The following is a 16212-nucleotide window of genomic DNA, read 5'->3' as shown; positions in this document are numbered from 1 at the left end:
GGGACTCCTGAATCATGGGGCAGCCTAAATCAATGACTCCCCAATGGAAACAATCGCGTTGAGTGGATTAATTGAGCTGACCATCCGGCACAAAAACATACCCTAATCCCCAAACGGTCTGAATATAGCGGGGTTTCGCCGGATCCACTTCCAACATGCGACGCAAACGAGAAATTTGCACATCGATAGAACGTTCCATCGCGGAATATTCCCGTCCTCTTGCCATATTCATCAGTTTATCTCGTGACATCGGTTCACGCGGATTGGATACCAAGACTTTCAGGACCGCAAATTCACCGGAAGTCAGAGGCATCACCTCATCCCCCCGAAACATCTCCCGGGTCCCGAGATTGAGCCGGAATTCACCGAATTCAATCATGGTTTCTTCGGCACTCGGTGCGCCGGGCAGTTCATTGACCTGACGGCGTAAAACAGCTTTGATCCGAGCCAGTAATTCCCGGGGATTGAAAGGCTTGGGCAGATAATCATCAGCGCCTTGTTCAAGCCCGGTGATCCGATCCTCTTCATCCCCTTTGGCCGTCAACATCAAAATCGGTAGTTGATTATTTGACTGGCGTAAGCGGTGGCAGATGGATAAACCATCTTCTCCGGGCAACATCAGATCCAGAACCATAAGATGAAAATTCTCACGAGCCAACAAACGATCCATTTGCTCACTATTGGCAACACTCCGGACATGGTAGCCTTGATCTGAAAGATAACGCTCCAGCAATGAACGGAGCCGGGCATCATCATCGACCACTAATATCTTTTCACTTTCCTGCACGCATCACCTCAGTTCATCTGATACGAATTCTCTGATTTTAATGTATCACCATTTCTCAGCGAAGATCGAAAAGAATTGTTAACGTTTATGTCTTATCAACTCGCAAACCACACAACCGACACGCATCATATTTCCATCCCCCGAAGAGTCCAGTACACTAAGCCACAGAAATTAAGCACAAGAAATAGGTACGTTGTGAGTGAGGCCAAGTTTAAACAGATAGCCCAGACGATTATCTCCAGAATCACCGCAGGCTATTATCCACCCAACTCGAAGCTCCCCCCTCACAGGGTACTGGCCAACGAGCTGAATACAACACCGGTGACGGTGGCGAAGGCTTATAAGCTATTGGCCGAACAAAATCGGGTCGAATCTTTTGTTGGTCGGGGCACTTTTGTCTGCGGTGAATCAAATTTGTCTCAGGTGATCCATGCCTCGGAAGATGAAACTGAATTTAACTTTTCGATTCTCCAGCCCTGTCTGAGCCATAACATCATTGCACTGCAAGATGCCTTTCAAAAGGCAGCGACCCGAATCACACCTCAATTAATCGGCTATGCCGAACATTCGGGCCACCGGCAGCATCGACAAGTCGGTGTGGAATGGGCTGCCTGCTACGGCCTCATCGGTGGCACCCTAGAGAATACGCTTTTAACCGATGGAGCTCAGAATGCACTGGCCTTGTTGATCGAAGCTTTGACTAAACCGGGAGATACCATCGCGGTTGAGTCTCTGACTTATCCGGGGATTCTAGCCATCGCCAGTCTCATGAGACGTGAAGTGATCGGGATCGAGATGGATGCTCACGGCATCACGCCCGATAGTTTGCAACAAGTGCTGCAAACCGCAAAGCCGAAAGTGGTTATCGTGGTGCCTTCACATCAGAACCCCACCGGGGTCAATATGCCTGCGCCACGACGAGAGATCATTGCCCGACTGATTCGCAATTCACATGCTTGGCTCATTGAAGATGATATCTATGGATTTCTCAATCCGGAGCCCATTCCAGCAATCTGTAACTGGCTTCCGGAGCAAGGGTTCCACGTCACCAGTTTATCAAAAGCAATCAGTCCGGCTTTACGATGCGGGTTTATCAAAGCACCCGACGCGCAAGTCAGCACCATCAATGCCCATATCCGCGCGAATATTTGGCTTTCTTCGCCATTCAATTATCAAATAGCCGTCGAGTTAGTGTCATCCGGTATGGCTTTTGAGCTGGCTCAACGACAGCAGCAACTCGCCCAACAACGTCAGCAGATCGTTCAGGAAATCCTCGGCCCAGACGTCCCCCACCAGCATGGCTACCATATCTGGCTGAAGCTGCCACAGCACTGGCAACCAGAGCGCTTTGTCTTAGAAGCGGCAAAGCGACATCTCCTCGTCAGTAGTGGCTGCTATTTTGCTGTCCGGCAGTCAACCGATCATATTCGTTTGTCGCTGATGTCGATTCACTCTGAAGCACGTTTCCGGGAGGGATTACACCAGTTAAAAGCCTTAATGGATACGAGTACGACAAGCTCACTCCCCTTTCAGGTTTGACGAGAATGAGTCCGTGTCATGGCCCATCATTAATTGCTCCTCAATTCAGGAAAAGTACCTGTCTCTATGATGCCAATGTTCTGACATCATCGGAATATTTAGTGAATAGTACATCACTCGATTATCGAAAAGACTACACAACGATAAGTTAGCTATCATATAACCAACCTTTCTGGTCAATTTCTCAGTCAATAATTCAAACTTGTTTTAAAAAAAACAAAACATCATCTTATAAAAATAATTCTATAAAACATAAAGTCATTATTTTCTATGTTAATTCACACCTTGAATCATTCGTCCGTTTTATAAACATTCATGCCTACTTTTTGCCCACAATGTTGATTATTTTTTAGGCTCAATCGATATAAACAGAGAAGGATTTCAGAACGATGCGACATACTAAAACCATAGGTTCTCACCTTGTAGGACTATTTTTTACAACTGTATTGCCTCTCGGGTTACCTCAATCAGCAATCGCAGCAACTGTCCCTGACGGCACCATTTCACCGATCACTGATGTGAATTCCGGCTTATGTTTGGGTGTCAGTGGCTCATCGAACAGCTCCGGTACTCAGTTACAGATTCAGAACTGTAGTGGGTCTGACTACCAAAAATGGCAAGTCAGCCTTGATGCATCAAACTGGGCCACCATTAAAAACATGGGTAGTGGTCAGTGTATTGATGTCACCAACAAGTCAGTTGAACCCGGAACCAACTTACAGCAGTGGGACTGTAACGGTGTCGAGAATCAGACTTGGAATATCAGCGCCCAAGGCAACGGCCAGTATGCAATTATTTCGAAATATAGCGGGCTGGCCGTCGACGTCTATGGCGCACGAAAAGCGAATGGTTCGCGAGTCGTCCAATACACATGGACCGGGGCTGATAATCAGCGCTGGACATTTCCTTCATCCTCATCGTCTTCCGGCTCAACCAATACCACCAATACACCATTTGGTTTCGCCTCTGGCACAACTGGCGGTGCCGGTGGTCAGGTAGTGACGGTCTCAACACCAAGTCAGCTTGAAAATGCAATTCGTGGCAACACCCCCAGAATCATCCGAGTCAATGGCATCATTGATTTCCGGGGAAACAGAACGACGTCAGCAGGCTGTACCTATTCTGATAACAACTGTCGTTATAACGGTAAGCAAGAAAAAATTCTTGACCGTTTAGGCTACTGTGATGGTCGTAGTACCTATAACATTACCTACGATGCTGCCGGACCAGAACCAATGCGCGTCGGTTCAAACAAAACGATTATCGGGATCGGTGCCCGCTCCGGGATTAAAGGCAAAGGGTTTTATCTCCGGGATGGCGTCTCTAACATTATCATCCGTAACTTGTCGCTCACGGATATCAATGATGGGCTTGTCTGGGGCGGTGATGCGATCACGGTCGATAACGCCAGTCGTATCTGGATCGACCATAACTATATTGCTCGTATCGGACGTCAGATGTTGGTGACCGGATGGGGAACCGCCAAACAGATGACTGTCTCAAATAATTACTTCGACGGCACAACCGATTATGGACACTACTGTAACGCCAAGCATTACTGGACCATGCTGCTTATTGCTGAAAACCAAAGTATTACCATGGCAAACAACCGCATCCGAAATTCATCCGGAAGAGCACCAAAAGTGGACGGTGGGATTGTGCATATGGTGAATAATTATTTTGATGGCAACTATGGTGGCGGACTACAGGGCGTTGATGCCTATATGGTGATGGAAGGAAACTACTACACGCGCGGCAATAACTTTGCTCCGATTAGTTCAGTGAAATCAGGTACACTCTTCGCACCGCTCAGCTCAACGCTTGGGCAGGCTAATTCGATCTGTTTCAATGTGCTCGGTCGCGCTTGTGTTGAAAATTACGATGAAAACGGACAACACAACTTTGCCGTCAACGATAATGTGATGAATGCCGTGAACTCAAATGGCGGCTGGAGTGCAGGCCTTCAGGCAACAAAACCAGTGAGTACAGCAACGGTCCGTAGCTTCAACTTCGGCCCACAAGGCAACATCAATTAAGTAAGTAAGCGCGTATCGTAGGTCAAGCAGGCGGAATAAATCGGCCTGCTTGACGACGTGAATGAGAAGACAAAGATAGAGAACTTCAACTGACTGGCGTACAGGATTCAACTGTTCCGAAACGAATAGCCAAACAGCTAAGGTTTTTCAATCAGGTTCGGGCGGGAAATACACTCATGTCCATCGTCAGCAAGCATGAGTAATTCTTGAATATAGACCCGATCATTTCTGATATTCCCCAGAAAAGCCATATAGTTATCCAGACTGGAAAGCCGTTGAATCACGAAGCTGGGGAGCGTTTTATTAAACTCGACTTTTTCGTATTCCTGCCCGCTACAAGTCTCAAACGTCTCACCATCCCAAACTCCCTGAATAAGCATCTGACCTTGTTTGTCCTGTTTTTTGACCGTATCAACAATCGCCTCAGCTTGAGATTTATAATGTTCTAGTGTTTCTGCAGTTAACGGGAAAATTTTATGATTGACCCGATACTGCTGATAAACCGCATCACCGTTTTTATCAAAACGGACATGTACCCGAAAAGGCACCATCTCTTGTTTCCCTGCGGTACCGGATACTTGTTCACCTTCACGAACCAGTTCTTTTAAAACACTATGTTCCCAACGGTAGCTGGTTTGATACCAACCATCACGACGGGACTGAATGTAGTCATCGGCGGCATAAGGGTGGTTAGATTCTTCGGTGTACCAATACAGGCTCGTCGCATCGCCCATACGCTCACCACCGGAATACGTTTCCAATGGCACAGATGTCGATTGCTGAGAGGAAGAACAGCCGAGCATTAACCCGGAAAGGAGACAGGAAATAAAAAACTTTTTCATAAAAAACTACGCCAAGAACACAAAACTGCCTTGGCGTAGAGTATAAATTAATTTACTGATTCTTTCAGTGCTTTTCCAGCAACGAATGCAGGAACGTTTGCCGCAGCGATTTGGATTTCAGCACCAGTTTTTGGATTACGTCCAGTACGTGCAGCACGATGATTGACTTTAAATGTACCAAAACCAATTAGTTGAACTTGGTCACCTGATTTGAGTGCCTCTTCAACTGCACCTAGAGTCGCTTCTAGAGCAGACTTTGCTTGCGCCTTAGAGAGATCTGCTTTTTCTGCAATAAAGTCGATTAATTGGGTCTTGTTCATTCGGTTTCCCTTCTAATATGTTATCAAACCTCATCAACTCTAAAGCATAAAGCCCCCGTCTGGCAAAGGTTTGTCGATGTTCTTTTGCTTATTTGATGAAAATTTAGCTACAAACTGAGTAACAACTCACAATTTTCATGGTTTGGCGATGATATTTTGTTGCTGAAATCTGCATAACAATCCCGACAAATCAGGTCTGACAACTGTTTACCTGATATTTCAGTCGGAAGATTTGCTCACTTTACCAGCAACTTATGAACTTGTTCCCTTACAAAAGGGATGACATCACTTTCAAACCATGGATTTTTTTTCAACCACAATGTGTTCCTTGGCGAAGGATGTGGTAACGGCACAGCGTCAGGGAGCCAATGAGACCAGTTTCGTACCGTATCAGTCAGTGTTTTAGGTTTATTCGGCAAATAATAGTTCTGGGCATACTGACCAATGCATAATGTCAGCGCAATGTTGGGTAACTGATCCAAAACACGCTGATGCCACTGTGGCGCACATTCCTTTCGTGGTGGTAAATCACCGGAACGCCCCTTACCCGGATAGCACAGCCCCATCGGCATAATGGCGATTTGCCGCTCATCATAAAAAGTATCCCGATCAATATTCAGCCAAGTTCTGAGTCTGTCTCCGCTTGGATCATTCCACGGAATAGACGTCTGATGAACCCGAATGCCGGGCGCTTGTCCGACAATGAGAATCCGAGCATCGCGATGTGCACGAATCACAGGATTCGCTCCCAGAGGTAAATCCGGTTCACAAAGTCGACACTGACTGATTTGCCGTAACAAGATATCTAGTCCGTCACCTTTACTCATCAGTAACCTTTATTAAAATTAATGACATAATTTAATGGTTTGCCTTGTATCCATAGTCGCAAATTATCGATAAAAATATCGACAATCTGTTCAGGGAAACTGATTGCCGCAATATGAGGTGTCAAGGTGATTTGTGGGTGTAACCAAAATGGATGGGACGACGGAAGCGGTTCCGTGACAAAAACATCCAGAAATGCATGTTGTATCGAACCGGCTTCTATCGCTGCAATTAAATCTGCCTCTTTCAGTGTAAGACCACGCCCGACATTGAATAATAACGCCTGACGACAGTTGTTCAGCATATCAAGATCGAGCAATGATTCAGTCGCCGGAGTATTCGGTAAAGTGTTGACCACGACATCAGCCATTGCTAACGCTTTTTCAATATCACGTATCGCATATACATCATCAAACGGACACGGTTCGGGTTGCTTACCGGTTCGATTAACCCCAATCACAATCAGCCCCATATGACGGGCGGCCAAAGCAAGAAAGGTCGCAATATTACCGGTGCCGAGAATCACCATCGTCTTTCCGGTCAACCGTTCATACGGATGCGGCAGCCAAGACTGCTGCTGTTGCTGCTGCCGATAGCGGTTAAAATGTCGATAGTGTGCGATCATATAACCAAGTACATATTCAGTAATTGCCTGACCAAAAATCCCTTTCACATTCGTCAGTTGGTAGTCCTGCCGTCCGCTGGATTGAATAAGCGAATCAACACCCGCAAATGTTGACTGTAACCAGCGCAGCGCAGGAAAGTCATCAATTACTTTGGCCGCCAGCGGTGGGGCAGCCAGAACAATTGTCGCTTCCTGTCGCTGTTGTGTGAACCGTAGCTCTGGTATTTGGTACCCTTCAATCAGAGTCCGGTATGTCTCATCCTGTCCGGTGAGCAGATAAAGAGAATGTACCATGCGCTCGTCTACCTTGTGATGATTTCAGAGTGATTCATCATACATGATCGAACCAGCCGACTCTCACAAATTTCTTGATTCCGGAAACCGGACTCAAACGAGTCGCCACGGTCAAATATCATGTATGTCCATGAAAGGAGAGTTATAAAGTATGTCAGGCTCAGGCTAGCCTGCACATGCATTATCAAGTACACTGCCGAAGTCTTATTTCGGAGCACCCGTCAACATGCTACAAAACCCAGTTCAGCTACGTCTTCAGAAGCTTATCCCTTGGCAACAAATCACTTTTATGACTTGCCTGTGTGAACGAATGTACCCCAACTATGCAATGTTTTGCGAACATACCGCGTTTGCTTCTCATACGACATATCGACAGATATTAGATACGGTATGGGAGTTGCTCACAGTCAAAAGTGCCAAGATAGACTTCGAGCGTCAACTCGAGAAACTGGAAGAACTGATTCCATCTCAGGAATCATTCGATATTTATGCAATTTATCCGGCAATCGATGCCTGTGAGGCACTGGCAACACTCCTGCATGGTCTGTTAGATAGAGAACAGCTTACAGAAGCGCTCCAACAGGTTAGTACCATTTCTGTCAATACAGTCGTACAGCTGGAAGAAGCGCAAACGGATTCTGCCGTCACCAATGAGAATCAAAAACAAAATGAAGCGGTTTGTGCAGAGTGGGATGTGCAGTGGGCCATTTTCAGAGCACTGAAAGAAGCCGAAGAGCGGGATATTGAGCGGATTAAATCCCTCAGAGATGAACTGAGAGAAGAGCAGGTATCAAATATTGGGGTGAGTCTGTAGCGCCCCATCCCCATATTTTGATCATTTGAGATATATTTGTCTGCGATTCGTTAATAGGCACCATCACGCCGAAGAACGACATTCACGGTCTTAAATAAGATCACGATATCATTCCAAAGCGACCAGTTTTTAACATACCAACAATCCAGATAAACACGGGTGCTATAATCAATGTCACTACGGCCGCTGACTTGCCAAAGCCCTGAAATACCCGGCTTCGCGCACAGGTAGTAGTCCACATCATCCCCATAACGTTCCAATTCTTCATCGACAACCGGTCTTGGGCCGACCAGACTCATTTCACCTTTTAGCACATTCCACAGCTGTGGGAGTTCATCCAGACTTGTTTCACGCAAGAAGCGGCCAATCGAAGTAATCCGCGGATCGTTTTTCAATTTAAACCATTGCTCCCATTCATCTTTAGCATCAGGATCCGTTGCTAAGAGCTCATCCAATAACTCTTGGGAATTCATCACCATTGAGCGGAATTTCAGACAGTTGAACTTTTTCCCGTCGAGACCGATACGCTCATGCCCATAAGTCACGGAACCACCGTCACGCGAGACTCGCCAAGCGATAAATAAGAAAAATGGCGCAAGTAATACCAGTAATGTTACAGAACCAACAATATCGAATAAGCGTTTAATCAAGCGTGAAGACTTACGGGGCAGATTGTTTTTCAATCGCAACATCATCACTTCATGACTAAAAAAATGAGATATATCCGTACCATAAAGCGGAATACCACGTAGGGCAGGTACGATGGAGATGTCTAAGAGTTGCCTTTTCATCGACTCTCTGATCCAGAATTCACGTAATTCTGCTTCTTCCTTTTGCAGCGCAATAAACACTTTGTGAAATTCATCAACCCGATTAAAGAACTCTGTACGAGTAATACAAGGAATATCAAATTGAGAATTTGTATGTCCTTCAGTCGGGACAACAATCGCAAGCACATCAAAACCAGTTGAGGGCTCACTTTGGAGAGCACAATAGACACTCTCTGCATCTTCAACTTCACCAATGATCACACAGGGAACTTTCCAAAAGTCTAACTTATTCAACAACGCTTTTGCGAAGCTACGGAGTAACGGAAGCAGGACCATAACAGCAGTCCATGTTAACCACCAAATATCAGTAGAATAATTATATTCAAATGCGGCATGAACAGAAATCGACACCAGTGCCATAAATAATAAGATGAACAATATATCTTTCAACTCATCCCAAAAAGGCTTGCGATAACTATAATGGCGCTTACTTCCCCATAACCATACGATAGAAGCGATCCCGGAAACGATGAGTGTCAATACTTGACCCTTTATATCTTCATATAAAGTAAAAGACTCATATCCATTCACATGGACAAGTGAAATAAGGATAGAAAGCATAAAAGACAGGCAATCAAAAAAAATAAGGGCCATCTTATTCATAATTGGTGAATAATGGACTACCCTGTCTATTCTATCACTATTTCCGTATGTTACTTGGGTCATAATTATACCTAGTCATATAATTTATATATATCTATATAGAAACAAAACATAGTAAGATCAAATTTCATGTTCATTTTTTCATCTCTATTCTCACCTTGAAGACAAATAACGAAATTTTCTAACACAGCCGACTTAAATACAGAATTATCATTAACCTTCTCTCACTAACTTATACATAGATTTTCTTAATACAACAGGAGATAAGCGAAGAAAGGAATATAAAATACAAGGTATAATAAATTGGTGCAATTTTATATATCTATTCTTATAACAGAACATCCTAAATTTATATTCATTGATAAGATATTTAAATCCACCTCGACGATCATACTGTTCGTGAGATGTTCTGAATTGGAGCAATGGTTGTTGGATACAATAGTATTTAACCCCTGCCTTAATTAATCTCAAATGAAGTTCATAATCTTCTAATAACCCGACATTTTCATCATACCCACCATGAATATTAATTATTTTCTTATAGAACATCATACTAGGATGAACAATCACATTCCTATAGGGTATCAATTTTTTAATTTGACTATTATCCTCGGGGGTTTTTTTTATACAATGGAAATCTGAGTATTCATCTGAAAATTCAGATGCCCAAGAACAAACGACATGATTTTTATCTTCTAATGAAATTAGTTTTTTATATTCAAGTTCAAGACGTTGATTATCAGATAAGTCATCAGCATCCATCCTAGCTAGGATATCATTAGTGCTATACTGAATTGCTAAATTCATACAGTAGGCCAAACCATGATTTTCTTGTAGAGGATAGACCTTAAAGTTACCTTTATATTTAAAGTTCTCTATAACTGATAACTGATCATCATCGACTTCACCGTCAATAATAAGAATAATTTCATCTGCGATATAGGACTGTTCGGCAAGACTTTTCAGAGACTCATCGAGATATTTTGCTTTATTCCCTTTATATGTTGACATTAATACACTAACAGGTATTGCAACCATATTTTCCTTCTCCTAAAACTGTTTCAATATATTGAAACCTTTTTTGATGACAGAGGCCATCACCAATACCCAAGAAAAACCAGAATATGATGTCATACCCTGTAAACTGAAATAAAGAAACAACAAAGAACAGAATTAAAAACTTCCTAAACTCAACGATATAATTATTAAATAATCTATTAAAAAAAAGATATAAATACAATAATAAAGGGACTACACCCATATCTAAAAAATATTGTAACAATATATTATGAAAATTATTTTCAATAAAATTAATTCCAATTAATTCTCTGGCAAAAATGACGGAATTTCCTATACCAAAGCCTGTTAGGTTTGTCTTTAACAATTGAAATGCGGCAAACCACAACATTCCTCGACCATTAGTCGTTACTTCTAATTCGTCAAAGGCATGTAACATCCGGTGAATAATCGTAACATTATTAAAAATTGAGATGATCGCAATAACAAAAAATATCATTAAAACAGAGATTAGAATTTTTTTCTTTCTGCTGAAGAATAATGAAATTCTCGCATATGTGAGAAAAGCAACTTCAATAATTCCAATACGAGAAAGATAGATCAGAGATAAAATGAAAATAACCATCACAGAGAAATAAAAAATTCTGCGTTCATAAATAAAAAATATCGTAAGTAATGATAAATAGGTAACTTCTATATTATGTCCACCACCAATAAAGAAATAAACACCGATCAGTGACTGTTGATTCGTTGCATACACTCGAGAGAGTTCATCAATATAAATGAGGTCTTTGATCACTATTGCCAATATAAAAATAAACAATATTCGCTTCAGTAGGATATAAAGTTTTTTTGCATCTATTCTGACCCCAATATCCAATGCTATATAATAAATAAGCAAACAGTATAATGCTTGAAATATAATAAAATTACCACCCCATAGATAAATTTTATATGTATTAACCATCACAGCCAATAATATAAAAATAGTAACATCATTTCTTAATATAAAAAAACGACTCCTGATAAAAATGAGTATGGAAATGATAGGAATAAAAATATGATAAAATTTTACAGTAGAACCATTAGGTAATTCATAAAAATCAAACTGAAAGAATATAGAAAACAGTAGTAACGAGACAAATAAACTACTTTCCTTTATTGGCGAAATTGACATAACAAACCTGCAATGGATTAAAATCAAGATACCATAAGAAATATAACAAAGCTAATAACTCAACACATACATAAGATAAAACCAAGCCAGATAAATTAAATAATGCAGCACATATAACAATGAAGGGAAGACCTAAAATTAATAATACAATAGAGTATCTGTATATGATCAAGTCATTATTCATATTTAGATAATATTGCATTGCACATAAAGAACTCAAAGATATTGATGGTATAATAATAAGCATCAACAAAAACAATGGTATTACTTGTTCAAAAGATAGATATTGCTTATCAATCAAGAATGGCAAGATGATTTTACTTGAGAAAGCCAAGAACACACAAACAGATAATGACAATATCAATATCCTAAAAAATATTTTAGAAAAAATTCCCTGTAGCATAAATTTATTATTTTGAGATATCGCTTGAACAATTTTAGGAGTATAGAGTGTACTCAGTCGATTAATAAATATCAGTGGCGCTCTACATATTTGATCTAATACAGAATATATTGCAACTTCTCTGACACCTAACGCACTCCCGATAAATAAGTAAATACCTTTTGTTACCAAAGCACTGGTTATATTAGTAAACATTAATCTGTAATTATTTTTAACTTTTTGAACAAAAGATCCCATATTAATATTGATGCGAAAATTTAATACATAGAGGTTATACAGTAAAAAAATAAAGTTCAAACAGATAAACGGCAGAGTCACAACAAAAGAAACATAGTATATATCTTTGTCACCATGAACGAAATAAAATAACGATAAGATACTTATTGAGAAAGAAGATATCATAATAAATACATAATGAATCATCTTATTAATAATTTGGTAAAAAATAAAAAAATCCAGACAAAAATAAACAAGATAAATGAATAAGCAATAGAATAGAGGCTCATGAAATACATCAAAGAAAGAAAGAAGAAAACATAGTAAAAATGAGAGAGTCAAGTAGAACAATTTAATACCAATATATTCACTCATTTTTTTATTGAATTCTTCACTTTCAAACTTATCTATATATCGATTAAATGCACTGGATAAATCCCTAAGAGAATCATTAGCCAACCCAGAGTTGGTAAGAATAGAGAGAAAATTAAACAATGAAAGGAAGAATATAAACTTACCGTATAATTCAAAAGAAACCGTTTTAAGCAAATATACATTCACTGACATTGGAAGCAGTATCAAAAAAAATTGTACTGCTGACATTGATATCACTTTTGAATTCATATGAGAACATATCTCTTAATCATTCTTTTAATAGACCGAGCTATAAAATAAAAATTAGTCATAAATATTGAACCAGCATATCGAAGTGAAGACTCCCTAACTTCAGATAAACCTTTGTAGTAATACTTATCAGAATTACCATCTAAGGCAAAGTAAGTCACAAGTTTATCTGTATACTTACCGGTAATATTTTTCACATATCCTCTTACAAGCCAATCATAATCTGGTGCAACTTTTTTAGCTGTATCATAAAGGCCAACTGTATCTAAACACTGCTTCTTAAATACAATTGTCGGCTGGTTTACTCTGGGCATAGTATAAGCAATTTTTTTTATATAGTTTTTATCACCTTTTAATCGCCTACTATAATCACCACCAAAATTACCAATCAGACAATCACCGAAAACAAAGTCACAATCCTCATCGAAACTTTCAACAGCATTCGATATAAAGTCAGATGTAATATAGTCATCTGCGTTCAGTAAGAATATGAGTTCTCCACTGCAAATTGTAAAACCTTTGTTGATTGCATCAGTCGCGCCGTCATCAGGTTCAGATATCCAGAAATCAATACAATCTTCATGATGTTTGATAATGTCTAAAGTTCCGTCTGTAGAGTCTCCATCTATAATAAGATATTCGATATTCGGATAGGTTTGTTCGATGACGGACTCGATTGTTTTCCCGAGTGTTAAACTTGCATTTCGACAAATGGTTATGATTGAAACTAACGGAATATCTTTATTTTTATACTGACCATTCAGATACTGACCACCTTTTCTGACATTGTCCATATTTAAATAATCATCATATGTTTTATAAATCTTATTTTCGTTCATATATCACCAAATTAAAATAATCATTAAATAGGCATAATTGTGATAAACCAAGCATGTTACAAGAAGCATTAGCCATGTCTCTTTATGTGCTAATGCTTTTCATAGAAATTAAAAATTACGATTATATGATTAAATATTTCCGTATTTACTATTTTTAAGCATGGTATATCCTTTGATCAATTCTTGAATACCGTAATCAAGATAAAATTGAGGTTTGTATCCTGTAGCTTCAATTTTTTCATTCGACACGATATAGTTTCGTTGATCCGGATCTTTACCTAGTTCAGCTTCAATAAAATTAAATCCATCGACATGTCGCTGGATAATTTGACACAGTTCTTTTTTGGAAACATTGGCTTCACTCAGACCAACATTAAAGATCTCACCACGCATTTCTTCAAAATTATTGATACCATGTTGGAATACACGTGAGATATCCCGGACATGAATATAATTCCGTTTGAAATGGCTTTCGAACAGAACAACCGCCTTATCATTCACCGCTCGATAGGTAAAATCATTCACCAGTAAGTCAATACGCATTCTTGGTGACATACCAAAAACAGTTGCTAAACGGAAGCTAATTGCATTCTCATGTGCCATGAGTTCCTGTTCAACAGCGACTTTGTCAATCGCATATTTAGAAATGGGGCGGAGCTCTGACTCTTCAGTACAGTAGTTGTTTTTATCTCCCGATCCATATGCACTATTGGTCGTCGGCATCAAAATGCGCTGATCTTTAGAAACCAGATCCAACATCAGTGAAATTGCATCATGATTTGTGGTTTCAGCACCAATCGGATCTCTGGCACACAGAGGCGCACCAACATATGCAGCAAGAGGAATGATGATATCCGCTTTACGTATCAATGGCGCAATTGTATCTTTTACACGGACATCGCCACGTACGACCTCAAAATTGTCATGATAACAAACATGATTCAGGCTGGATTGATGAAACATAAAGTTATCGATAACGGTGACTTTATGACCCAAATTCAGCAAATCAGGTACCAATGTTGATCCAAGATATCCGGCACCACCGGTCACTAAAATATTAAAAGACATGAATTACTCCTAATTATTGAAAATTATTCTTTGAAGAGTGCGATTTCTACACACTCACATAGACTGTGAGCCAAAACGATATGAAGCTCCTGAATCGTTGCTGTGGTAATACCCGGCGCAATAATGCAATAGTCAGCAAGTTCTTTAGCTTTTCCGCCATCATGGCCGGTAAATAAGAGTGATGGGATGTGGCGTGATTTACATGCGCTCAAAGCATTGAGTATATTTTCCGAGTTACCGGACGTTGTAATACCAAGAAAGATATCTTTTTCCGTCGCTTTGCCCAACAACTGGCGAGAAAAAGTGTGTTCATAGCCATAATCGTTACCGATAGCCGTTAAGATTGAACTATCAACGGTCAAGGCCTCAGCAGGAAGCGGGGCACGATCACATGCAAGCTTACTCACAAACTCCGCTGCCAAATGTTGTGCATCAGCGGCAGACCCGCCATTTCCGGCAATGTACAACCTTCCCCCATTTTTATAACATTCGATCACTTTATTCACTGCAATTGAAAAAATCTCATTTTGAGCGTGATCCTTGAGCATGTCCTGCTTTGCAGCAATCGATCGTTCTAAATTTCGAGTTAATACATTAGTAACTTGCATTCTCTAAACCTTGTCTAAGCCTATGATTGTTGGTGCTCGTGCATAGTCATAAGGCAAACCGATATCAATGAAACAAGAATCAAATTCAAGACCATAGATATTCTCACCATGTTCCAGAAGCTGATAGAAAATATCAGACTCGAGAGATAGTACTTGCCCTGAACTATCCGAATAGTATCGATGAATAACGGATGGATTGATTAAATAAACGCCGCCATTAGCCAACTCTCCGGCATTCCCTTTCTCAGCATTCAATGCTGTTATTTTTCCGGATGGATTGATATCTATTCCCATATACCGTCGTGCTTCATCGGCCCGGAAAAGCGAAAATGTACAGTCGGATTGTGTATGTTTATGGAAGTGAACAAGCTTATCGAGTTCAACCGCAAAAAATGTGTCGCCATTGAGTAATAGAAATGGCTCATCCATATTTTTTAATTGTGAAATAGAGAGCAAAACCCCACCGCCAGTTCCTAGTGGGGAAGGCTCGATAGCATATGATATTTCACATCCTCGATAGTCGAAGCCAAAATATTCTTGGATAACCGAAGACTTATAACCGACAGATAGAATAAAGCGGCTCACACCTTGATTGACCCAATAATCTAATAAATATTCTAAAAATGGTTTTCCAGAAATTAAAGCCATTGGCTTAGGACGGTCAGAGACGACTTCACGAAGACGTGTCCCCAGCCCTCCAGCCAAAATAATTGCCGTTATCATCAGATGAATTCCCTGTCATACA

Annotated in this window: 16 protein-coding genes; 3 read left to right on the top strand and 13 right to left on the bottom strand. The window is 40.5% G+C overall.

All coding sequences use genetic code 11. The annotated features are described in order from the left end of the window. Positions 1–67: 67 nt before the first annotated feature. The gene (gene ompR / locus VRK_RS00775) at positions 68–787 is read right to left on the bottom strand and encodes an osmolarity response regulator transcription factor OmpR (protein ID WP_059119655.1); all 720 of its coding nucleotides are present in this window, start codon (positions 785–787) and stop codon (positions 68–70) included. 195 nt (positions 788–982) lie between these two features. On the opposite strand from ompR, the gene VRK_RS00770 reads away from it, so the two are divergent. Together VRK_RS00770 and VRK_RS00765 are read left to right on the top strand one after the other, a co-directional pair. Continuing rightward, positions 983–2326 carry an aminotransferase-like domain-containing protein gene (locus VRK_RS00770; protein ID WP_059119654.1) on the top strand — a complete coding sequence of 448 codons (1344 nt, stop codon included), beginning with the start codon at positions 983–985 and terminating at the stop codon, positions 2324–2326. A 389-nt stretch (positions 2327–2715) separates the two neighbouring features. Next, positions 2716–4362 carry an RICIN domain-containing protein gene (locus VRK_RS00765; RefSeq protein WP_059119653.1) on the top strand — a complete coding sequence of 549 codons (1647 nt, stop codon included), beginning with the start codon at positions 2716–2718 and terminating at the stop codon, positions 4360–4362. Between the two features lie 137 nt (positions 4363–4499). Here VRK_RS00765 and VRK_RS00760 read toward each other — a convergent pair whose 3' ends face one another. From VRK_RS00760 to VRK_RS00745, 4 genes are all read right to left on the bottom strand, one after another. Then, on the bottom strand, positions 4500–5204 hold the full coding sequence (locus VRK_RS00760) for a DUF1481 domain-containing protein (protein ID WP_059119652.1): 705 nt from the start codon (positions 5202–5204) through the stop codon (positions 4500–4502). A gap of 47 nt (positions 5205–5251) precedes the next feature. Continuing rightward, positions 5252–5524 (bottom strand): nucleoid-associated protein HU-alpha, encoded by a 273-nt coding sequence (hupA, locus tag VRK_RS00755; protein ID WP_038178786.1) that lies wholly within the window; start codon positions 5522–5524, stop codon positions 5252–5254. Positions 5525–5760: 236 nt separating this feature from the next. Continuing rightward, positions 5761–6351, bottom strand: a complete 591-nt coding sequence (locus VRK_RS00750; protein WP_059119651.1) for a uracil-DNA glycosylase family protein — start codon at positions 6349–6351, stop codon at positions 5761–5763. Further along, positions 6351–7268, bottom strand: a complete 918-nt coding sequence (locus tag VRK_RS00745) for a D-2-hydroxyacid dehydrogenase (protein WP_059119650.1) — start codon at positions 7266–7268, stop codon at positions 6351–6353. The genes VRK_RS00750 and VRK_RS00745 overlap by 1 nt, the downstream gene beginning before the upstream one ends. A 226-nt stretch (positions 7269–7494) precedes the next feature. Between VRK_RS00745 and VRK_RS00740 the strand changes: the two genes are divergently transcribed. Further along, positions 7495–8082 carry a YjaG family protein gene (locus VRK_RS00740; RefSeq protein WP_059119649.1) on the top strand — a complete coding sequence of 196 codons (588 nt, stop codon included), beginning with the start codon at positions 7495–7497 and terminating at the stop codon, positions 8080–8082. Positions 8083–8132: 50 nt separating this feature from the next. Here the strand turns inward: VRK_RS00740 and wbaP are convergent, their stop codons facing one another. The 8 genes from wbaP to VRK_RS00700 all read right to left on the bottom strand — a co-directional run bounded on the left by wbaP (position 8133) and on the right by VRK_RS00700 (position 16190). Next, on the bottom strand, positions 8133–9578 hold the full coding sequence (wbaP, locus tag VRK_RS00735; protein WP_059119648.1) for an undecaprenyl-phosphate galactose phosphotransferase WbaP: 1446 nt from the start codon (positions 9576–9578) through the stop codon (positions 8133–8135). A gap of 150 nt (positions 9579–9728) precedes the next feature. After that, positions 9729–10553 (bottom strand): glycosyltransferase, encoded by an 825-nt coding sequence (locus VRK_RS00730; RefSeq protein WP_059119647.1) that lies wholly within the window; start codon positions 10551–10553, stop codon positions 9729–9731. Beyond that, on the bottom strand, positions 10534–11709 hold the full coding sequence (locus tag VRK_RS00725) for an O-antigen ligase family protein (protein WP_082671279.1): 1176 nt from the start codon (positions 11707–11709) through the stop codon (positions 10534–10536). Before VRK_RS00725 ends, VRK_RS00730 begins: the two co-directional genes overlap by 20 nt. Beyond that, a complete protein-coding gene (locus VRK_RS00720; RefSeq protein ID WP_197413044.1) occupies positions 11681–12931 on the bottom strand; it encodes a lipopolysaccharide biosynthesis protein in 1251 nt (416 codons plus the stop codon). Before VRK_RS00720 ends, VRK_RS00725 begins: the two co-directional genes overlap by 29 nt. 17 nt (positions 12932–12948) lie before the next feature. Next, positions 12949–13791 (bottom strand): glycosyltransferase family 2 protein, encoded by an 843-nt coding sequence (locus VRK_RS00715; RefSeq protein WP_059119644.1) that lies wholly within the window; start codon positions 13789–13791, stop codon positions 12949–12951. Between the two features lie 129 nt (positions 13792–13920). Then, complete coding sequence (locus VRK_RS00710; RefSeq protein ID WP_059119643.1) at positions 13921–14859, bottom strand: NAD-dependent epimerase/dehydratase family protein; 939 nt, start codon at positions 14857–14859, stop codon at positions 13921–13923. Between the two features lie 23 nt (positions 14860–14882). Then, complete coding sequence (locus VRK_RS00705) at positions 14883–15467, bottom strand: D-sedoheptulose-7-phosphate isomerase (protein ID WP_059119642.1); 585 nt, start codon at positions 15465–15467, stop codon at positions 14883–14885. 3 nt (positions 15468–15470) lie between these two features. Beyond that, on the bottom strand, positions 15471–16190 hold the full coding sequence (locus VRK_RS00700; RefSeq protein WP_059119641.1) for a nucleotidyltransferase family protein: 720 nt from the start codon (positions 16188–16190) through the stop codon (positions 15471–15473). Positions 16191–16212: the final 22 nt, after the last annotated feature.

The sequence above is a fragment of the Vibrio sp. MEBiC08052 genome, from assembly GCF_001506075.1.
Lineage (GTDB): Bacteria > Pseudomonadota > Gammaproteobacteria > Enterobacterales > Vibrionaceae > Vibrio.
The sequence above is the reverse complement of the archived record's forward strand: the minus strand, read 5'-3'. Positions and strand labels throughout refer to the sequence as shown.